The organism is Bacillus sp. FSL M8-0166, from assembly GCF_038008825.1.
GTDB classification, from domain to species: domain Bacteria; phylum Bacillota; class Bacilli; order Bacillales; family Bacillaceae; genus Bacillus; species Bacillus safensis.
The window spans coordinates 2630712-2652125 of sequence record NZ_JBBOZZ010000001.1; the positions used below are offsets into that span (position 1 = coordinate 2630712).

The 21414-nt window shown below is 42.2% G+C and carries 21 protein-coding genes and 1 other annotated feature; all 21 genes read right to left on the minus strand.

Annotated features, from left to right (window positions below; all coding sequences use genetic code 11):
• Positions 1 to 52 precede the first annotated feature (52 nt).
• Complete coding sequence (gene tuf / locus NSS92_RS13630) at positions 53 to 1243, minus strand: elongation factor Tu (protein WP_047203802.1); 1191 nt, start codon at positions 1241 to 1243, stop codon at positions 53 to 55.
• A 118-nt stretch (positions 1244 to 1361) separates the two neighbouring features.
• On the minus strand, positions 1362 to 3440 hold the full coding sequence (gene fusA, locus NSS92_RS13635; RefSeq protein ID WP_267588125.1) for an elongation factor G: 2079 nt from the start codon (positions 3438 to 3440) through the stop codon (positions 1362 to 1364).
• 54 nt (positions 3441 to 3494) lie between these two features.
• Entirely contained in the window at positions 3495 to 3965 is a 471-nt protein-coding gene (gene rpsG, locus NSS92_RS13640; protein ID WP_003216884.1) for a 30S ribosomal protein S7, read from the minus strand.
• 121 nt (positions 3966 to 4086) lie between these two features.
• A complete protein-coding gene (rpsL, locus tag NSS92_RS13645) occupies positions 4087 to 4506 on the minus strand; it encodes a 30S ribosomal protein S12 (protein ID WP_003216962.1) in 420 nt (139 codons plus the stop codon).
• A gap of 113 nt (positions 4507 to 4619) precedes the next feature.
• The gene (locus NSS92_RS13650) at positions 4620 to 4868 is read right to left on the minus strand and encodes a 50S ribosomal protein L7ae-like protein (protein WP_340868619.1); all 249 of its coding nucleotides are present in this window, start codon (positions 4866 to 4868) and stop codon (positions 4620 to 4622) included.
• A 145-nt stretch (positions 4869 to 5013) separates the two neighbouring features.
• Positions 5014 to 8613, minus strand: a complete 3600-nt coding sequence (gene rpoC, locus NSS92_RS13655; protein ID WP_041115160.1) for a DNA-directed RNA polymerase subunit beta' — start codon at positions 8611 to 8613, stop codon at positions 5014 to 5016.
• A 61-nt stretch (positions 8614 to 8674) separates the two neighbouring features.
• Positions 8675 to 12256, minus strand: coding sequence for a DNA-directed RNA polymerase subunit beta (gene rpoB, locus NSS92_RS13660; protein WP_007496297.1), 3582 nt, complete (start codon positions 12254 to 12256; stop codon positions 8675 to 8677).
• Positions 12257 to 12511: 255 nt separating this feature from the next.
• Positions 12512 to 13117, minus strand: a complete 606-nt coding sequence (locus NSS92_RS13665) for a class I SAM-dependent methyltransferase (protein WP_024425591.1) — start codon at positions 13115 to 13117, stop codon at positions 12512 to 12514.
• Between the two features lie 96 nt (positions 13118 to 13213).
• Positions 13214 to 13579: a 50S ribosomal protein L7/L12 gene (rplL, locus tag NSS92_RS13670; protein ID WP_008345418.1), complete on the minus strand. Its 366-nt coding sequence runs from the start codon at positions 13577 to 13579 to the stop codon at positions 13214 to 13216.
• Between the two features lie 48 nt (positions 13580 to 13627).
• A complete protein-coding gene (gene rplJ / locus NSS92_RS13675) occupies positions 13628 to 14128 on the minus strand; it encodes a 50S ribosomal protein L10 (RefSeq protein ID WP_041084739.1) in 501 nt (166 codons plus the stop codon).
• 69 nt (positions 14129 to 14197) lie between these two features.
• Positions 14198 to 14338 (minus strand) — a sequence feature (ribosomal protein L10 leader region).
• 49 nt (positions 14339 to 14387) lie between these two features.
• Positions 14388 to 15086 carry a 50S ribosomal protein L1 gene (gene rplA, locus NSS92_RS13680; protein WP_003217271.1) on the minus strand — a complete coding sequence of 233 codons (699 nt, stop codon included), beginning with the start codon at positions 15084 to 15086 and terminating at the stop codon, positions 14388 to 14390.
• Between the two features lie 99 nt (positions 15087 to 15185).
• Positions 15186 to 15611, minus strand: coding sequence for a 50S ribosomal protein L11 (gene rplK / locus NSS92_RS13685; protein WP_003216956.1), 426 nt, complete (start codon positions 15609 to 15611; stop codon positions 15186 to 15188).
• 171 nt (positions 15612 to 15782) lie between these two features.
• Positions 15783 to 16316: a transcription termination/antitermination protein NusG gene (gene nusG, locus NSS92_RS13690; RefSeq protein ID WP_003217197.1), complete on the minus strand. Its 534-nt coding sequence runs from the start codon at positions 16314 to 16316 to the stop codon at positions 15783 to 15785.
• 171 nt (positions 16317 to 16487) lie between these two features.
• A complete protein-coding gene (secE, locus tag NSS92_RS13695) occupies positions 16488 to 16664 on the minus strand; it encodes a preprotein translocase subunit SecE (RefSeq protein WP_008345422.1) in 177 nt (58 codons plus the stop codon).
• Between the two features lie 34 nt (positions 16665 to 16698).
• A complete protein-coding gene (rpmG, locus tag NSS92_RS13700; protein ID WP_008356502.1) occupies positions 16699 to 16848 on the minus strand; it encodes a 50S ribosomal protein L33 in 150 nt (49 codons plus the stop codon).
• A 76-nt stretch (positions 16849 to 16924) separates the two neighbouring features.
• Positions 16925 to 17581, minus strand: a complete 657-nt coding sequence (gene sigH, locus NSS92_RS13705) for an RNA polymerase sporulation sigma factor SigH (RefSeq protein ID WP_008345424.1) — start codon at positions 17579 to 17581, stop codon at positions 16925 to 16927.
• Between the two features lie 63 nt (positions 17582 to 17644).
• A complete protein-coding gene (rae1, locus tag NSS92_RS13710) occupies positions 17645 to 18157 on the minus strand; it encodes a ribosome-dependent mRNA decay endonuclease Rae1/YacP (protein ID WP_024425589.1) in 513 nt (170 codons plus the stop codon).
• Positions 18158 to 18159: 2 nt separating this feature from the next.
• Positions 18160 to 18909, minus strand: coding sequence for a 23S rRNA (guanosine(2251)-2'-O)-methyltransferase RlmB (rlmB, locus tag NSS92_RS13715; protein ID WP_024425588.1), 750 nt, complete (start codon positions 18907 to 18909; stop codon positions 18160 to 18162).
• The gene (locus NSS92_RS13720) at positions 18893 to 19324 is read right to left on the minus strand and encodes a Mini-ribonuclease 3 (RefSeq protein ID WP_340868629.1); all 432 of its coding nucleotides are present in this window, start codon (positions 19322 to 19324) and stop codon (positions 18893 to 18895) included. Before NSS92_RS13720 ends, rlmB begins: the two co-directional genes overlap by 17 nt.
• A gap of 3 nt (positions 19325 to 19327) precedes the next feature.
• A complete protein-coding gene (gene cysS, locus NSS92_RS13725; RefSeq protein WP_034283904.1) occupies positions 19328 to 20728 on the minus strand; it encodes a cysteine--tRNA ligase in 1401 nt (466 codons plus the stop codon).
• Positions 20725 to 21378, minus strand: a complete 654-nt coding sequence (cysE, locus tag NSS92_RS13730) for a serine O-acetyltransferase (RefSeq protein ID WP_024425585.1) — start codon at positions 21376 to 21378, stop codon at positions 20725 to 20727. Before cysE ends, cysS begins: the two co-directional genes overlap by 4 nt.
• Positions 21379 to 21414 lie beyond the last annotated feature (36 nt).

The window sequence follows — 21414 nt, forward strand, 5'->3', positions numbered from 1 at the left end:
TGGAAAAGCAAAAAAAGAGACCCTTTTGCAAGGAGTCTCTTTTGTATGTTTATTACTTAATGATAGTTGAAACGACGCCAGAACCTACAGTACGTCCACCCTCACGGATAGAGAAACGAGTTCCTTCTTCGATAGCGATAGTAGAGATAAGTTCAACTTCCATCTCAGTGTTATCGCCAGGCATTACCATTTCAGTACCTTCTGGAAGATGTACGATACCAGTTACGTCAGTTGTACGGAAGTAGAACTGCGGACGGTAGTTAGCGAAGAATGGAGTATGACGTCCACCCTCTTCTTTAGAAAGTACATAAACTTCAGCTTTGAAACGGCTATGTGGAGTGATTGTACCTGGTTTAGCAAGTACTTGACCACGTTGGATATCTTCACGAGATACACCACGAAGTAGTGCACCGATGTTGTCACCAGCTTCAGCATAGTCAAGAAGTTTACGGAACATTTCAACACCTGTAACAGTTGTTTTACCGTTTTCTTCTTGAAGACCGATGATTTCAACTTCGTCACCGACTTTAACTTGTCCACGCTCAACACGACCAGTAGCAACTGTTCCACGACCAGTGATTGAGAATACGTCCTCAACTGGCATCATGAATGGCTTCTCAGTGTCACGCTCTGGAGTTGGGATGTACTCATCAACCGCATCCATAAGTTCAAAGATTTTTGCTTCGTAATCAGCATCTCCTTCAAGAGCTTTAAGAGCAGAACCTTTGATAACTGGTACATCGTCACCAGGGAAGTCATAGTCAGAAAGAAGGTCACGAACTTCCATTTCAACAAGTTCAAGTAACTCTTCATCGTCAACCATGTCACATTTGTTAAGGAATACTACGATGTATGGTACACCTACGTTACGAGAAAGTAGGATGTGCTCACGTGTTTGTGGCATTGGACCGTCAGCAGCAGATACTACTAAGATCGCGCCGTCCATTTGAGCAGCACCAGTGATCATGTTTTTAACATAGTCAGCGTGTCCTGGGCAGTCTACGTGTGCATAGTGACGAGATTCAGTTTCATACTCAACGTGTGCAGTTGAGATTGTGATTCCACGCTCGCGCTCTTCTGGAGCACCATCGATTTGGTCATAAGCCATAGCTGTACCTTTACCAGATTTCTTATGAAGAACTGTTGAGATAGCAGCAGTTAGAGTTGTTTTACCATGGTCAACGTGTCCAATTGTACCAATGTTAGCATGCGATTTGGAACGGTCGAATTTTTCTTTAGCCATTCTAAAAATCCTCCTTAAAGGTTCATTGTATTTGGTATAGAGTGATAGAAAGTGAAGAGTTACCTCTCACTTTCTGATCTTCAATAGTAGTTATACTTTAGTTTAAAGGCAAAATCAATTATTCACCTTTATTTTTTTTGATGATTTCTTCACTGATGCTCTTAGGCACTTCTTCGTAGTGATCCATGTGCATAGTGAAAGTACCGCGTCCTTGTGTGTTAGAACGGAGTGCAGTTGCATATCCGAACATTTCAGAAAGTGGAACCATAGCGCGAACAACTTGAGCGTTACCGCGAGCTTCCATACCTTCTACACGTCCACGACGAGATGTGATATCACCCATGATGTCTCCCATGTATTCTTCAGGGATAACGACTTCCACTTTCATCATTGGCTCAAGTAGAACTGGGTTACATTTGCTGACAGCATTTTTCAAAGCCATAGAAGCAGCAATTTTGAACGCCATTTCGTTCGAGTCAACATCGTGGTAAGATCCATCAAATAATTTTGCTTTGATGTCGATTAATGGGAATCCAGCTAATACACCATTTTCAAGTGAATCTTCAAGACCTGCTTGAATTGCTGGGATGTATTCACGCGGAACAACCCCACCGACGATTGCATTTTCAAATTCGAAGCCTGCGCCTTCTTCGTTTGGTTCGAATTCGATCCAAACGTGTCCGAACTGACCGCGTCCACCAGACTGACGTACGAATTTACCTTCAACTTTTGCACCAGAACGGAATGTTTCACGGTACGCAACTTGAGGAGCACCTACGTTAGCTTCAACCTTGAACTCACGCTTCATACGGTCAACAATGATATCAAGGTGAAGCTCACCCATACCAGAGATGATCGTTTGACCAGTTTCAGGGTTTGTTTGTGTACGGAATGTTGGATCCTCTTCAGCTAGTTTAGCTAAAGCGATACCCATTTTATCTTGGTCAGCCTTTGATTTAGGCTCGATAGCTACATCGATAACTGGCTCTGGGAATTCCATAGACTCAAGGATAACAAGATCTTTCTCGTCACAAAGAGTGTCACCAGTAGATGTATCTTTAAGACCTACAGCTGCTGCGATATCCCCTGCGTATACAGTAGAGATTTCTTCACGGCTGTTTGCGTGCATTTGAAGGATACGTCCCACACGTTCACGCTTGTTCTTAGAAGAGTTCTTCACGTATGAACCAGAATCAAGTGTTCCAGAGTATACGCGGAAGAAAGTTAGTTTCCCAACATAAGGGTCAGTCATAACTTTAAATGCAAGAGCTGCAAATGGTGCGTCATCAGTAGACTCACGAACAACCTCTTCATTTGAATCTGGCAGGATACCTTTGATTGCAGCAACATCAGTTGGTGCAGGAAGGTAGTCAAGCACAGCGTCAAGTACAAGCTGAACACCTTTGTTTTTGAAAGCAGATCCAACTAGAACTGGGTAGAATTCAACATTCAACGTTCCTTTACGGATTGCAGCTTTCAATTCAGGAATTGTGATTTCTTCACCCTCAAGGTATTTTTCCATAAGCTCTTCATCAAGCTCAGCGACAGCTTCAATTAGGCTGTTGCGAAGCTCTTCAGCTTTGTCTTTATACTCAGCAGGGATTTCTTTAGCATCAGAGCGAGTTCCAAGGTCATCTTCGTAGAAGTATGCTACGTTTTCTACAAGGTCGATGATTCCTTCGAATTGATCTTCAGCGCCGATCGGCAATTGAATTGCATGAGCGTTCGCTTGAAGACGATCTCTTAATGTGCTTACAGAGTAAAGGAAGTCCGCACCGGTTTTATCCATTTTGTTAACGAATACGATACGAGGTACTCCGTAAGTTGTTGCTTGGCGCCAAACTGTTTCAGTTTGTGGCTCTACACCTGATTGTGCATCAAGAACAGCAACCGCACCATCAAGTACACGTAAAGAACGTTCAACTTCAACAGTGAAGTCTACGTGTCCTGGTGTATCGATGATGTTTACACGGTAACCCTTCCATTGTGCTGTAGTAGCAGCAGAAGTGATTGTAATACCACGTTCTTGCTCCTGCTCCATCCAGTCCATTTGTGAAGCTCCTTCGTGAGTTTCACCAATTTTATGGATACGACCAGTGTAGTACAAGATACGCTCAGTCGTTGTCGTTTTACCGGCATCGATGTGAGCCATGATACCAATATTACGAGTTTTGTCTAAGGAGAACTCTCTTGCCATTGGGTAATTTCTCCTTCCTCATTAGGGAATAGTTTTTTTAGTTTGGTATAAATCCTACCAGCGGTAGTGAGCGAATGCTTTGTTCGCTTCTGCCATTTTGTGTGTATCTTCACGTTTCTTAACAGCAGCACCAGTGTTGTTAGCTGCGTCAAGGATTTCGTTAGCAAGACGCTCTTCCATCGTTTTTTCTCCACGAAGACGAGCATAGTTTACTAACCAGCGAAGACCTAAAGTAGTACGACGGTCTGGGCGAACTTCTACAGGAACTTGGTAGTTAGCTCCACCTACACGACGTGCTTTAACTTCAAGAACTGGCATGATGTTTTTCAAGGCTTGTTCGAAAACCTCCATCGCTTCATTACCAGTACGTTCTTTGATGATATCAAAAGACTTGTAGAGGATTGTTTGTGACTTTCCTCTTTTACCGTCGATCATCATTTTGTTGATCAAACGAGATACAAGTTTAGAATTGTAAATTGGATCTGGCAATACGTCTCTTTTTGCTACAGGACCTTTACGTGGCATCTGAATAGCCTCCCTTCTCTTTTAAAAGGATTTCTATCTGTCTCTCATCTCAATATCATTGTCAGTTACCTGACTCCACTGATCTGATATCAACTTCTAAAAACCCTTATGTTTGTTTGTATTATTTGCTTTGTTTAGGGCGTTTTGTTCCGTATTTAGAACGTCCTTGCATACGACCGTCAACTCCGGCAGTATCAAGCGCACCACGAACGATGTGGTAACGTACACCCGGTAAGTCTTTTACACGTCCGCCACGGATAAGTACTACACTGTGCTCTTGTAGGTTATGTCCGATACCAGGAATGTAAGCTGTTACCTCAATCAGGTTAGACAAACGTACACGAGCATATTTACGTAGTGCTGAGTTTGGTTTTTTCGGTGTCATTGTACCGACACGAGTACAAACCCCGCGCTTCTGTGGAGATGTTACGTTAGTGTGCTCTTTTTTGAAACTGTTGTATCCTTTGTTAAGTGCAGGTGACTTTGAGTTTTCAACTTTACTCACGCGTCCTTTGCGTATTAGCTGATTAATTGTAGGCATGTTGTTATTCCTCCCTTCATTACTTTTTTTATAACCCACATACCCAGGTGGTTCATCAAAAGGCAAAAAACAATGCTTTTGCATTTTATACATGCAAAAACAAAACAAGTACGCTATAACATAATGGCAACAGCTGCTGCCCCAACTTCAATTCCGCAGGCCTTGCCGAGCTTTTTCATGGAATCTACCACTAAGATGTCTACACCCTTCTCTTGCGCTAGTTTCAATACACTAGCGGTTAAAGCAGGATCAGCATCATTCGCTACGACGACTTCCTTAACTGAATCTCGTTTCAGAGCTTTTACTGTTTGCTTCGTACCAATAATAATGGATTGAGCCTGTGATACTTTATCATAAGACATCGAATATCCTCCAAAGTAACAGGTTTTATTTTGAGCACCTTGGTTATATTATCATCATGGCAGAAGGATGTCAATATCGTATGACAGATTATCTTGACATCCTTCACCATTTTTTGATGATTTTATAGGAATCTCACGAGAAAGATTACTCTACAGGAACCATGTCGTCAGACGGCTGCACTTGCGAAACCGGCTTAACTTTACGGTAGTTTGGCATTCCCGTTCCAGCAGGAACAAGTTTACCAATGATAACATTCTCTTTCAAGCCAAGCAGTTCATCACGTTTTCCTTTGATCGCCGCATCTGTTAGGACACGAGTCGTTTCTTGGAAGGATGCCGCAGACAAGAATGAGTCTGTTTCAAGTGAAGCTTTTGTAATACCAAGAAGAACTGGACGGCCTGTTGCAGGACGTTTGCCTTCGAATAGTACTTTTTTGTTCGCTTCAGTGAATTGATGTACATCAAGAAGTGTGCCTGGTAATACATCTGTATCCCCTGCATCAGCGACACGCACTTTACGAAGCATTTGGCGAACCATTACCTCTACGTGCTTATCTCCGATTTCTACCCCTTGCATACGGTATACTTTTTGCACTTCATGAAGCAGATATTCTTGAACAGCTGTCATGTCAGTCACTTTAAGAAGTTCTTTCGGATCGATCGAACCTTCTGTAAGTACTTGACCACGAGTAACTGTGTCACCTTCAACAACTTTCAGACGTGCATTGTAAGGAGCTGTATAAGAACGAGTTTCAACTTCGCCTTGAACCACAATTTCCTGCTGCTTGTCACGAACATCGTTAATTTCAGCAACGACACCATCAATTTCAGAAATTGTCGCTTGCCCTTTCGGATTACGCGCTTCAAATAGCTCTTGGATACGAGGTAGACCTTGTGTGATATCGTCTCCTGCTACCCCACCGGTGTGGAACGTACGCATTGTAAGCTGTGTTCCTGGCTCACCGATTGATTGTGCAGCGATGATTCCAACTGCTTCACCGACTTCAACGTCAGTACCAGTTGCAAGGTTACGGCCGTAGCATCGTTTACATACACCATGAGGCGTGTTACATGTAAATGCAGAACGGATCCATACTTCCTCAATTCCTGCTTCAACTACTTCAAGTGCTTTATCTTCATCAATTAGTTCGTTTTCGGCTACGATGACTTCGCCTGTTTCAGGATGAACAATTGGTTTTCTTGCAAAACGCCCGATCAGACGTTCTTCAAGTTTCTCAATAATTTCATTTCCTTCTTTAATGGACTTCGCCAAGATTCCACGGTCTGTACCGCAATCTGTTTCACGGATGATGACATCCTGTGCAACGTCAACGAGACGACGCGTGAGGTAACCTGAGTCAGCTGTTTTAAGGGCTGTATCGGCAAGACCTTTACGCGCACCGTGAGTGGAAATAAAGTATTCCAATACGGTTAAACCTTCACGGAAACTAGATTTAATCGGAAGTTCAATGATACGTCCAGCCGGGTTGGCCATCAGACCACGCATACCAGCCAGCTGAGTGAAGTTAGATGCGTTACCACGCGCTCCAGAGTCACTCATCATGTAGATTGGGTTGACTTCATCAAGGGACTTCATCAGTTTACCTTGGATGACATCTTTAGAAGAACTCCAGATTGAAATAACTCTCTCATAACGCTCTTCTTCAGTAATCAAACCACGTCTGAATTGCTTCATGACGTTATCTACTTTTGCTTGTGCTTCTTCAAGGATCTTCTGTTTATCATCTAGTACGACGATATCAGACACACCAACCGTAATACCGGCTTTAGTAGAGTATCTGAAACCAAGATTTTTCATGCGGTCAAGCATTTTAGATGTCTCAGTGATATGGAATCTCTTAAAGATTTCCGCAATGATTTTACCTAAAATACCTTTTTTGAACGGCGCATTGATTTCTTGTTTCTCGATCGCAGCTTTTACATCCTCACCTTTTTCAAGGAAGAAACGATCAGGCGTTTTTTCTTCAATATTGCTCTTTGTCGGCTCATTCATGTATGGGAATGATTCCGGTAAGATTTCGTTAAAGATCAGTTTTCCAACTGTTGTAATCAACAATTTAGAACGCTGTTCATCAGTGAATGTCACATTCTTCAACGAGCTAGCTGCAACAGCTACACGTGTATGAAGATGCACATAACCATTTTGATAAGCTAGAAGGGCTTCGTCAGTATCTTTGAAGACCATACCTTCTCCGATAGCACCTTTGCGCTCAAGTGTAAGGTAGTAGTTACCAAGCACCATATCCTGAGATGGCGTAACAACTGGTTTTCCATCTTTCGGGTTCAAAATGTTTTGAGCAGCAAGCATTAAGATACGAGCTTCAGCTTGAGCTTCAGCAGATAATGGTACGTGAACCGCCATTTGGTCACCGTCAAAGTCAGCGTTGTAGGCTGTACATACAAGTGGATGAAGACGAATTGCGCGTCCTTCCACAAGTGTAGGTTCAAACGCTTGAATACCAAGTCTGTGAAGAGTCGGTGCACGGTTTAGTAAGACTGGATGCTCACGAATAACTGATTCTAAAACATCCCATACTTCCGGCTGCACACGCTCAATTTTACGCTTCGCACTCTTGATGTTGTGAGCTAATCCTTTTTCAACAAGCTCCTTCATCACGAATGGTTTGAATAATTCAAGAGCCATTTCTTTCGGAAGTCCACACTGATACATTTTCAAATGTGGTCCTACGACGATAACGGAACGTCCAGAATAGTCAACACGTTTACCAAGCAAGTTTTGACGGAAACGTCCTTGTTTCCCTTTCAGCATGTGAGAGAGAGATTTCAATGGTCTATTTCCAGGTCCTGTTACTGGTCGGCCTCTACGTCCATTATCAATCAAGGCATCGACAGCTTCTTGAAGCATACGCTTCTCGTTCTGAACGATGATGCTTGGCGCGCCAAGATCTAATAAACGCTTCAGACGATTGTTACGGTTGATGACACGACGATAAAGATCGTTCAAGTCAGAAGTAGCAAAACGTCCACCATCAAGTTGAACCATTGGGCGTAATTCTGGCGGAATAACCGGAAGTACATCAAGAATCATCCAAGATGGTTTGTTTCCTGAGTTACGGAAGGCTTCTAATACTTCAAGGCGTTTGATCGCACGTGTACGGCGCTGTCCTTGAGCAGTTTTCAGCTCTTCTTTCAGTGTATCTACTTCTTTTACAAGATCGATATCTTGAAGAAGTTTGTTGATTGCTTCTGCACCCATAGCTGCTTGGAATGTATTACCATATTTATCTAAATAAGCACGGAATTCTTTCTCAGAAAGAAGTTGTTTCTTCTCAAGCGGTGTGTTGCCCGGATCTGTCACGACGTAAGAAGCGAAGTAGATCACTTCTTCTAACGCACGTGGTGACATATCAAGAACAAGACCCATACGGCTTGGGATACCTTTGAAATACCAAATGTGGGAAACTGGGGCAGCCAGTTCGATATGCCCCATTCTCTCACGACGGACTTTTGCCCGTGTTACTTCTACACCACAACGGTCACATACAACACCCTTATACCGAACGCGTTTATACTTCCCACAATGACATTCCCAGTCTTTTTGCGGTCCAAAGATACGTTCACAAAAGAGACCATCTTTTTCAGGTTTCAGTGTACGATAGTTAATCGTTTCAGGCTTTTTCACTTCACCAAAAGACCAAGAACGGATTTTATCAGGTGATGCGAGACCGATGTTCATATACTCAAAATTGTTCACATCTAGCAAGGGGCCTACCTCCCTTTTAATCTTCGGGTTATACCCTAGTCACTTGCTCTAATCGTTTCTGCTATTCTTTTGTGACTGCGTCACGTTCAAGATCGACAGGTGCGAGGTCTGCAGCATCTTCGTCATTAGATAACGCTAATCCGTCTGCTTTCTTCGTTTCCTCATCGTCTTCTAAATCTCTCATTTCTATCTCTTCTTCATCGCCAGATAGGATTTTGACATCCATACCTAAACTTTGAAGTTCTTTGATTAACACTTTAAATGATTCAGGGACACCTGGTTCAGGTACGTTATCCCCTTTGACGATGGCTTCGTATGTTTTCACACGACCCACAACGTCATCCGATTTAACTGTTAAGATCTCTTGAAGTGTATATGCTGCACCGTAAGCTTCAAGTGCCCATACTTCCATCTCTCCGAAACGCTGACCACCAAACTGTGCTTTACCGCCAAGTGGCTGCTGCGTAACAAGTGAGTATGGTCCAGTTGAACGAGCGTGAAGTTTATCGTCAACCATGTGAGCCAGTTTGATCATGTACATGATTCCGACAGATACACGGTTGTCGAATGGTTCACCAGTTCGACCGTCATAAAGGACTGTTTTCGCATCACGGGACATACCTGCTTCTTCAAGCGTTTCCCAAACATCTTCCTCGCGCGCACCATCAAATACTGGTGACGCAATGTGGATGCCAAGGTAACGTGCAGCCATACCCATATGAAGCTCAAGTACCTGACCGATGTTCATACGAGATGGTACCCCTAGAGGGTTCAACATGATATCGATCGGTGTTCCGTCTGGAAGATAAGGCATATCTTCTTCTGGAAGGATTTTAGAGATAACCCCTTTGTTACCATGTCGTCCGGCCATTTTGTCACCTTCAGAAATCTTACGCTTCTGAACGATGTATACGCGGACTAATTGGTTTACACCTGGAGGTAATTCATCTCCATCTTCACGGTTAAAGACTTTTACATCGTGGATAATTCCGCCGCCGCCGTGTGGAACACGCAGTGACGTATCACGAACTTCACGAGCCTTTTCACCGAAGATTGCATGTAATAGACGTTCTTCAGCTGTTAGTTCAGTTACACCTTTAGGCGTTACTTTTCCTACAAGAAGGTCTCCGTCTTTTACTTCTGCACCAATACGGATGATTCCGCGCTCATCGAGGTTGCGTAAAGCATCTTCCCCAACGTTTGGAATATCACGAGTGATTTCTTCTGGTCCAAGCTTTGTATCACGAGCTTCTGATTCATATTCTTCAATATGAATAGACGTGTAGACGTCATCTTTTACAAGGCGCTCACTCATGATGATCGCATCCTCGTAGTTGTAACCGTCCCAAGTCATGAATCCGACCATAACGTTACGTCCTAGAGCCAATTCACCTTTTTCCATAGAAGGTCCGTCTGCAAGGATTTCTCCTTTAACGACTTCATCTCCAACACTTACGATAGGACGCTGGTTGTAGCAAGTCCCTTGGTTAGAGCGGACAAATTTCAGCAAGCTGTATTTGTCTAGGTTTCCTTTGACTTGTTGTCCGTCAACGTCTTCATAACGGCGAACCCAAATATTTTTTGCTTCTACACGTTCTACAACACCTGGGTAGCGGCAGATGACAGCAGCACCAGAGTCTTTACCTGATACGTACTCCATACCTGTACCAACAATCGGTGATTCTGGCTGCATCAAAGGCACAGCCTGACGCTGCATGTTCGCTCCCATTAGAGCACGGTTAGAGTCATCGTTTTCTAAGAATGGGATACATGCTGTCGCTGCAGAAACAACCTGCTTAGGCGAAACGTCCATGTAGTCAACGCGGTTTCGAGGAACAACGGTGTTTTCCCCTCTGAAACGAGCAATGATATTATCATCGATAAACGAACCATCTTCGCCTAATATAGCGTTCGCTTGTGCTACTACGTAGTTATCCTCTTCATCAGCTGTTAAGTAATCGATTCTCGGTGTCACTTTACCAGTTTCAGGATCAACCCGGCGGTAAGGTGTTTCGATAAATCCGAAGCGATTCACTTTTGCAAATGAAGATAGAGAGTTGATCAAACCAATGTTTGGACCCTCTGGTGTTTCAATCGGACACATACGTCCATAGTGAGAGTAGTGAACGTCACGAACTTCCATTCCTGCACGCTCACGTGTCAAACCACCCGGCCCAAGCGCTGACAGACGACGTTTGTGCGTCAATTCAGCAAGCGGGTTTGTTTGATCCATGAACTGAGAAAGCTGAGAACTACCAAAGAACTCTTTGATAGAAGCGATCACAGGACGAATGTTGATCAGCTGCTGAGGTGTGATCGTGTTTGTGTCTTGAATTGACATTCTTTCACGAACAACACGCTCCATTCTGCTTAAACCAATACGGAATTGGTTTTGCAGAAGTTCACCTACAGAACGCAGACGACGGTTACCAAGGTGATCGATATCATCTGTGTCACCTACACCATGAAGAAGGTTGAAGAAGTAACTGATTGATGCAATGATGTCAGAAGGCGTGATGTTTTTCACAGCTTCCTCTACATATGCATTTCCAATCACGTTGATCACTTGCTCGCCTTCTTGATCAGTCGGTGCATAAATCTTAATAGATTGAAGTTCTACTTCATCTTCTACTACGCCACCATTAGGATAAAGCTTTCTAAATCCGATGCCGTTTTCTAAGTATGGAAGAACTTTATCAAGAACTCTTCTGTCTAAAATTTGACCTTTTTCTGCTAGAATCTCACCTGTTTCAGGGTCAACTAACGTTTCAGCCAATTTTTGATTGAACAGTCTATTTTTAATATGAAGCTTCTTATTAATCTTGTAGCGTCCAACATTTGCTAAGTCATATCTCTTCGGATCGAAGAAGCGAGAGTCTAGCAAGCTTTTCGCATTTTCAACAGTTGGCGGCTCTCCAGGACGGAGGCGCTCGTAGATTTCGAGAAGTGCTTTATCTGCATTCTCTGTATTGTCTTTTTCCAGCGTATTGCGTAAGTATTCATTCTCGCCAATGAGGTCAAGAATCTCTTGATCAGAGCTGAAGCCGAGAGCACGCAAAAGAACCGTAACCGGCAACTTACGTGTGCGATCGATGCGTACATAGACTACATCCTTCGCATCAGTTTCGTATTCTAACCATGCGCCACGGTTTGGAATGACAGTCGCAGTAAAACCTTTTTTACCGTTTTTGTCTACTTTACCACTGAAATATACACTTGGAGAACGCACTAACTGAGAAACGATTACACGTTCCGCACCATTAATGATAAAAGTACCTGTGTCTGTCATGATTGGGAAATCCCCCATGAACACATCTTGGTCTTTTACTTCTCCAGTTTCTTTGTTAATTAAACGAACTTTTACTCTTAGTGGAGCAGAGTAAGTTACATCACGTTCTTTTGATTCTGCTACAGGATACTTAGGATCCCCTAGGCTGTAATCAATGAATTCAAGAGAAAGGTTACCAGTAAAATCCTCAATTGGGGATATATCTTGAAACATCTCTCTAAGACCCTCATCAAGAAACCACTGATAAGAAGAGGTTTGAATTTCAATGAGATTTGGTAATTCTAACACTTCGCTTATGCGTGCGTAGCTTCTGCGCTGGCGGTGTCGTCCATACTGAACTAGTTGACCTGTCAACTGATTCACCCCTCAAATCATGCGTATTATATGTGTAAAAAGTATTTCTGTCTTTCAAATGTCAGTAAAGAAATACTTTTACAAGACAAAAGAAAAAAGGGTTTCTAAAATAAGAAAACCACATCCAAAAACAAATACCGATTTTATTAGTTTTCCCAAGTATGCATAATTTATACAAAATAGTTGTTTTTTAAGCCTATCAAGCAAAATATACACATTGGCATTTTATAATGTTAACACAGCTAAGAAACTGCGTCAAACTTTTTTAGCTTTGATTATATAGTAGCCCTTTTTTTTCAGCACAACCTCGACTTCTCCAAAGAGCTGCTCTAATTTTTCAATCGCAGATGGTCCACCTTGCTTTTTCTGAATAACCACCCACAACTCACCTTCCGGCAATAAATGATCAGCACTTTTTTCAAAGATCGCATGTACAACTTTCTTCCCTGCCCGTATTGGGGGATTGGTCAGTATAGAGGCAAAAGCAGCTGAGGAATGAACATTCGAGAACAAATCACTTTGATAGATGCGGACATTATCAATGCGATTATGTTTAGCGTTTTCCTTTGAAAGTTCGACTGCTCTTTCGTTCACATCAATCATATGAATGGTACGGCTAGTCATTTCGTTTGCTAACGATAAGCCGATCGGTCCATAACCGCAACCGACATCTAAGACATCGCCATCCAAGTCAGGTTCTTCGAAAGCTTCAATTAAAAGCCTTGAACCAAAGTCGACTTCTTTCTTAGAAAACACTCCACTGTCACTTGTAAAAGTAAAGGTACGGTTTCTCAAGGTGAAGTCCCATGTCTGTTTATTGCTTTTCACTGATGGCTTTTCCGTATAATAGTGGTCACTCATGGTGAATGGACCTCCTCTGGATTCAATCGTTTCAGGAGATTAGAAAAGAAAAAGCCCGCCAGTAAAAGCGAGCTTTCCCAAAAGATTAGGCGAAGATTACTTAACTTCTACAGAAGCGCCAACTTCTTCAAGCTTAGCTTTAAGTTCTTCAGCTTCTTCTTTAGCAATACCTTCTTTAAGTGGTTTTGGAGTATTGTCAACAAGTTCTTTAGCTTCTTTCAAGCCAAGACCAGTGATTTCACGAACCACTTTGATAACTTTGATTTTTTGGTCTCCAGCACCAGCAAGTACTAGATCAAAATCAGTTTTTTCTTCAGCAGCAGCACCGCCACCAGCAGCTACAGCTACAGGAGCAGCAGCAGTTACGCCAAATTCTTCTTCGATTGCTTTTACTAAGTCGTTTAACTCAAGTACAGTTGCTTCTTTAACTGAAGCAATGATTTCTTCGATATTTAAAGCCATTTGTAATTCCTCCATTTTAAGTTTTTTTACGTAAACGTAAAGTAGGCATTAAGCGCCTTGTTCTTCTTTTTGTTCTGCAACTGCTTTAGTAGCAAGAGCAAGGTTACGAACTGGAGCTTGAAGAACGCTAAGCAACATAGAAAGTAAGCCTTCGCGAGACGGAAGTTCCGCAAGAGCCTTCACTTCTTCTACAGTCGCTACGTTTCCTTCGATGACACCAGCTTTGATTTCTAAAGCTTCGTGGCTTTTCGCAAATTCGTTGATGATTTTCGCAGGTGCGATAACATCTTCGTTACTGAATGCGATAGCGTTTGGACCTGTTAAGAAATCGTTTAAACCCGTTAGTTCAACTTGTTCAACTGCACGGCGAGTCAAAGTGTTTTTGTAAACTTTGAATTCTACGCCAGCTTCACGAAGCTGTTTACGAAGTTCAGTCACTTCAGAAACTGAAAGACCGCGGTAATCTACAATGACAGTAGACATACTATCTTTAAATTTAGAAGTAATTTCATCAACGACAACTTTTTTAGTATCGATTGCATTGCTCATGGTTACACCTCCTGTACATTCTTTGTGTAACACTTATACCGATCAGGCCATCACGTTCCTAACGAACGGTTCTCCATATAAAAAGCCTCCATTAAGACATGGAGGCTGTATATACAAGCATACGTTAACGTAAGACTGTGACATATACACCTCGGCGGGTTAATTAAGCCATAAGGCCCCTGCTGTCTACGGTATAAATGGACATTATTCTATTTTACAACATTTTGATATTATCAAAATGGTTGTCATAAGTCAAGAATTATTTTGCGGAGAAAGAAGATGGATCCACTTTCACGCCAGGGCCCATAGTAGATGTAACAGAAACGTTTTTCACGTATACACCTTTAGCCGCTGCAGGTTTTGCTTTAAGGATTGTGTCATAGATTGTTGCAAAGTTCTCAACAAGCTTTTCGTCCTCGAAAGAAACCTTTCCGATTGGCGCGTGGATGTTACCAGCTTTATCAACGCGGTATTCTACTTTACCAGCTTTGATTTCATTGATTGCTTTTTCAACTTCGAAAGTTACAGTTCCTGTTTTAGGGTTTGGCATAAGACCTTTTGGTCCAAGTACACGACCGATCTTACCAACTTCACCCATCATGTCAGGTGTCGCAACGATTACATCGAAATCGAACCAGCCTTGTTGGATTTTAGTGATGTAATCAGAATCTCCAACGTAGTCTGCTCCAGCAGCTTCTGCTTCTTTTGCTTTTTCGCCTTTAGCGAACACAAGAACGCGTTGAGTTTTACCAGTTCCGTTAGGAAGTACAACTGCACCGCGGATTTGTTGATCGTTTTTACGAGGGTCTACGCCCAAACGAAAAGCAACTTCTACAGTCGCATCAAATTTCGCTGTATTTGCTTTTTTTGTAAGAGAAACAGCTTCAGCTACATCATACGCTTTAGTACGTTCGATCAGCTTAGCAGCTTCTACATACTTTTTACCTTTTTTAGCCATTATAAAAATCCTCCTTATGTGGTTTTAGCGGAATAACCTCCCACGAATAAGGGTTGCGAACTTGTCAAAACCAAACTCGCAACCCAACAAGACAAAAAATTAATCTTCGATGACAATACCCATACTGCGTGCAGTACCTTCAACCATGCGCATAGCTGATTCAACGCTAGCAGCGTTTAAGTCAGGCATTTTTGTTTCCGCGATTTCGCGTACTTTATCACGCTTAACAGTTGCCACTTTATTACGGTTAGGTTCACCAGAACCAGACTCAATACCAGCTGCTTTTTTAAGTAAAACTGCAGCAGGTGGAGTTTTAGTAATAAATGTAAATGAACGGTCTTCAAAAACCGAAATTTCAACAGGAATGATAAGACCAGCTTGGTCAGCTGTACGAGCGTTAAACTCCTTACAGAATCCCATGATATTAACACCGGCTTGACCTAGTGCAGGTCCAACTGGTGGAGCTGGGTTAGCTTTTCCAGCAGGAATTTGCAATTTAACAACTTTAACTACTTTTTTAGCCACGAGACACACCTCCTTAAAGTCCGTGATGTGGTAATAGGGGAATCCCCCTCCCACTCAACAACTTCATTCTTTATATGAATGACGAAATAACTAGCTAGCGATCTTGAGCGAACTCAAGACGTACCTTTGCTATATTACCACTTCTATACACTCATTTCAAGCTCTTTTGAATTACAATTTATCGATCTGCGTGAACTCAAGTTCAACAGGTGTTTCTCTACCAAACATATTAACGAATACTTTGACTTTGCTTTTATCGTAATCAATTTCTTCAATAGAGCCAGTGAAGTTAGCAAACGGTCCATCGATGACCTTAACTGTTTCTTTCAGTTCAAAGTCGATTTCTGTTTTGCGTTCTTCAAGACCCATTCTCTTCAGAATGGTTTCAGCTTCGCCTGGCAGCAGCGCTGTCGGCTTTGAGCCTGATCCAGCTGATCCAACGAATCCAGTGACACCTGGTGTATTACGAACGACATACCAAGAGTCGTCAGTCATCACAATTTCCACTAAGACATAGCCAGGGAATACTTTCTTTTTGACAACTTTTTTCTTACCATTTTTAATATCTGTTTCTTCTTCTTCTGGTACGACTACGCGGAAGATTTTATCCTGCATGCCCATTGATTCAACACGCTTTTCCAAGTTCGCTTTTACTTTGTTTTCATAGCCAGAGTACGTATGCACAACATACCAATTCTTTTCCATTTTCGTTCAGGACTATTTAGTCCTTCCCTCCCCACATTTCATAATGTCTATTTGACGAATCTCGAGTACCGGTAAATATTTTCAAGCAATTGAAAAAACCCGTAAAACGGGTTTTTTGGCAAGTCATATTATGATCTATTATAGCACGTTCAGCAGACCATTATTCAAGTATTAATGAATTAATTCGATTAATTGTGAGATTCCTATATCAAGAAAAGAGAAAAAGATGGCAAAGAATACGACTGTTAAAATAACAGTGATTGTGTAGCGGACCATTTCGTTCTTCTTTGGCCAGCTGACCTTTTTCATTTCTTTTCCGACACTTTTTAAGAAACTGATAATACGCATGTAAAAGACCTCCACAGATTAAAGAACGCAAATCTTACTTTGTTTCTAAATGTGTTTTATGTGAATTACAAGTCTTGCAATATTTCTTAACTTCTAATCTTTCAGCTGCTGAAGCAACACTTTTCATTGTCGTATAATTGCGGCTTCCGCAGTCTTTACAGGCTAGAGTAATCTTTTTCCTCATATTTACACCTATTTTCTCGACATCATTTCATTAGTACCTTATCACAGTGTCGAAAAAGCTGTCAATATAGGTTTGATTAGAGACTAATCTCGCGAAGCTCTAAATATTTCTCTAATTTTCTCTTTACTCTTTGGAGTGCGTTATCAATTGATTTCACGTGACGGTTTAAATCTTCAGAAATCTCTTGATAGGATCTGCCATCAAGATAAAGCACAAGTACCTTTCTTTCCAGCTCGCTTAGCAGTTCACCCATCTTCATTTCGATATCATCAAATTCTTCTTTGCTAATGATTAAGTCTTCTGGGTTAAGCGCTTTAGCACCGGAAATGACATCCAATAATGTTCTGTCCGATTCTTCATCGTAGATCGGCTTGTCTAATGATACATAGGAATTTAACGGGATATGTTTTTGGCGAGTAGCTGTTTTAATTGCGGTGATAATTTGGCGGGTAATACATAATTCTGCAAAAGCCTTAAATGAAGTAAGCTTGTCCTCTCTGAAATCGCGGATAGACTTATAAAGTCCGATCATTCCCTCTTGGACAATGTCCTCTCGATCCGCTCCTATCAAGAAATAAGATCTTGCTTTCGCACGTACAAAATTGCGGTATTTCGTTATTAAATAATCTAGCGCATCACTATCTCCGACATGAACCCTTTCAATGACTTGTTCATCTTCCAACTGGCAAAATTGCTCTCTGATGGACTTACCCTTGCTGTTGTTTAGATTCACTTCGATCCCCCCGACCGCACCTAGATAGAAATATTATACATTAATGGTTGAAATATCGTCAAGCTATTCCAGATTCCCACGCCGCCATTTTTCAAACGTTTTCAATACATCTTCTGACAATTCAATCTTAGATGCTGGTTTATCAGAAGTAATCTTTTTGACCCTCGTTTCAATCTTTCGTTCTATCACTTCAATCTCTCTTAAAAGCTCACGAGCCGACTTCCGAAGAGCTCCTTGTCCAAAAATAGCCCATTGTTCCGTAAAATCTGAGGTTGCCACATGAATTTGCGTCCGAATATTATTCAAATCCTGCGCCAGCTTTTCAATCCGCTCATCCGCTGTTTCATTCTCTCTTGTAAAAATGACCTCTACTCGGTGGTTGGTCCGCTTTTTTTCAATTCCTTTGACCATATGGGCATCGAATACGACAATGACTCGATACCCTGTGTATGCTTGATATTCTGCTAAATGTTGAATCAGCACGTCTCTGGCTTCTTCAAAGCTGTTTTCCTTTAAGTGCTGCAGCTGAGGCCATGCACCTATCATGTTGTATCCATCGACTAAGAGGATATCCATCTCTATTCTCCTAACGGATAACGTTTTCGATACACTTCATACATCAATAGACCAGCGGCAACTGATGCATTTAAAGAAGTAACCTTCCCAGCCATAGGCAGTTTAATCAGAAAATCACACTTTTCCTTAATCAATCGGCCAATTCCTTTACCTTCACTGCCAATCACAAGAGCCAGCGGCATTGTGCCATCAAATTGTCTGTAATCCTGTTTAGCAGATGCATCTGTTCCCGCAACCCAGATTCCTCTTTCTTTCATTTCATCAAGGGCTCTTGAAAGATTGGTCACTTTTGCCACAGGAATATGCTCAATTGCTCCAGTGGATGCCTTAGCAACTGTTGTTGTTAGACCGACCGCTCTCCTTTTCGGAATGACAATCCCGTGTGCACCTACAGCATCTGCTGTACGCATAATAGATCCTAAATTATGCGGGTCTTCAATTTCATCTAAAATCAGAAAGAAAGGCTGCTCATTCCGCTTTTCAGCGATTTGATACAGATCGTCCAATTCTGCATATTCATATGCTGCTACTTGTGCAACGATTCCCTGGTGCTGACCTGTAACCATTTGATCAAGCTTTTTCCTCGGAACATACTGAATGGTGATATTTTGCTTTTTAGCGAGTTCAATGACCTGCTGGGCTTGTCCTTTTACAGTGTTTTCTGCCATCCAGAGCTTGTATAACTCCCGATCTGACTTCAGTGTCTCAATCACTGCATTTTTCCCAATGACATAATCATGTTGCTGACTCATTTGTCTTCCTCCCTGACGTTCCGATTTCAATCGCCTGACCAATCAGCTCTTCTAAGCGTTCGTCCTGCTTTTCGATAAATAAATAACCCATGAGCGCTTCAAACGCTGTACTATAACGATACGTTTGAACGTCTGTATTTTTAGGCACTGTGCCTGATTTTGCGTTTCTTCCTCTTTTCAGCACCGCTTCTTCTGCTTCAGTGAAAAAGCCTTGCTGCTGAAGCGTAAATAAAATAGCAGCCTGTGATTTAGCTGAAACAATTTTGCTTGCTCGTTTGTGCAGCTCATTTGGTTTTGTCGCCCCCGTTTGGAGGAGGTGATGCCTCACAAATACTTCAAAAATGGCATCACCCATATAAGCTAACGCAAGTCCGTTCAGCTGTTTACCGTCTTTCAGCTTTTCAAAATTCAACATTGCCTATTCTCCTCTTTTCCAGCGAGTACCTTGAGGAGTGTCCTCCAACACAATATTCATGTTCTTTAATTGATCACGTATTTGATCAGATAGGGCAAAGTCACGATTTCTTCTAGCTTCATTACGTTTTTCAATTAACGCTTCAACCTCTTCGTCAAGCGTGTGCTTTTCTTCTAATGAGAAGCCAAGAACAGACGTAATTTCTTGGAACAAGCCGATAAATGCCTTGATCACTTCCTCCGAAGTATGATCATTTTCCATATAATAATTCGCCTGTTTCGCTAATTCGAATAAAACAGAGATCGCATTTGCCGTATTGAAGTCATCATTCATTTCAGAAATAAATGTCGCACGCTGCTCTTCAATTTTTGCCAGCCATTCAGCATTGTCCTCCGTGATATTTGTGCTGCTCTCTAGACGATGATGTAAATTCGCATACGATGTCTTGAGTCGGTTAAACGCACTCTTTGTACTTTCTAATAAATCCATTGAGTAGTTAATTGGGTGACGATAGTGAACCGACAACATAAAGAAGCGGAGCACATCAGGATCTTGTTCTTTCACAATGTCATGCACCAGCACAAAGTTGCCAAGTGATTTTGACATTTTTTCATTATCGATATTAATATACCCGTTATGCATCCAATACTTCGCAAAAGGCTTCCCTGTCAAAGCCTCAGATTGAGCAATTTCATTCTCATGGTGAGGGAATGTTAAATCCTGTCCGCCAGCATGGATGTCGATCGTATCACCTAAATATTTTTTGACCATTGCCGAGCATTCGATGTGCCAGCCTGGGCGTCCTTCGCCCCACGGGCTATCCCAAGAAATCTCCTGATCCTTTGCAGCCTTCCAAAGAGCAAAGTCCAGTGCATCTCGTTTCTTTTCACCTACACGAATACGGGCACCTGTCTTCAGCTCATCAATTGATTGGTGAGAAAGCTTCCCATAACCTTCAAATGAGCGTGTGCTGTAGTACACGTCGCCATCTGCTTCATAGGCGTAGCCTTTTTCAATCAATGTCGCAATAAACGCAATGATATCATCCATGTTTTCCGTCACTCGCGGGTGAAGGTCTGCTTTTTTGCATCCTAGTGCACTGACGTCTTCGAAGTAGGCCTGGATAAACCGGTCAGCAATTGTCGGCACATCTTCTCCGAGTTCGTTGGCTGCTTTGATGAGTTTATCATCCACATCTGTAAAGTTTGATACAAAGTTCACATCGTAACCGCTGTATTCCAAATACTTACGTACAGTGTCATAAACAATAGCAGGTCTAGCATTCCCGATATGAATGTAGTTATAAACGGTTGGTCCGCACACATACATCTTGACCTTTCCTGGCTCAAGCGGGACAAATTCTTCCTTCTTACGTGTCAATGTATTATAAATATTGATTGTCATGATTGTTCTTCCTTTCTGCTCAATGAAGCCAGCTCACCTTTTAGCTTTTCCATTTCTCGTTCCAACTCTTTAAAACGATCGGAAACTGGATCTGGCAAATCTTGATGATTGAGATCACGATTGATTTTCTTTCCATTTTGAACGACCACTCGCCCAGGTATACCTACAACAGTGGAATGGTCCGGGACGTCCTTTAACACGACCGACCCTGCACCAATCTTGGACCCTTTTCCAACCGTGATAGAACCAAGCACCTTGGCACCTGTCGCAATGAGGGCATCGTCTAAAATGGTCGGATGCCGCTTTCCCTTTTCTTTCCCTGTTCCCCCTAATGTCACGCCTTGGAAAACAGTGACGTTGTCTCCAATTTCACATGTTTCCCCGATCACGACGCCCATGCCGTGATCAATGAAGAACCGCCTGCCAATGGTTGCCGCTGGGTGAATCTCCACCCCTGTGAAAAAACGGCTGACCTGAGAAATGATCCGCGCAATAAAATACAGCTTCCGCTTATAAAATGCGTGCGCAATACGGTGAGCCCAAATCGCATGAAGCCCTGAATAGGTTAGCACTACTTCAATATAGCTTCTAGCAGCAGGATCTTGATCAAACACAGTATCAATATCTTCTTTCAGCATTTTGAAAAACACATGCTCCCCCCGTTCTTCCCCATCAATCTCTCTTAG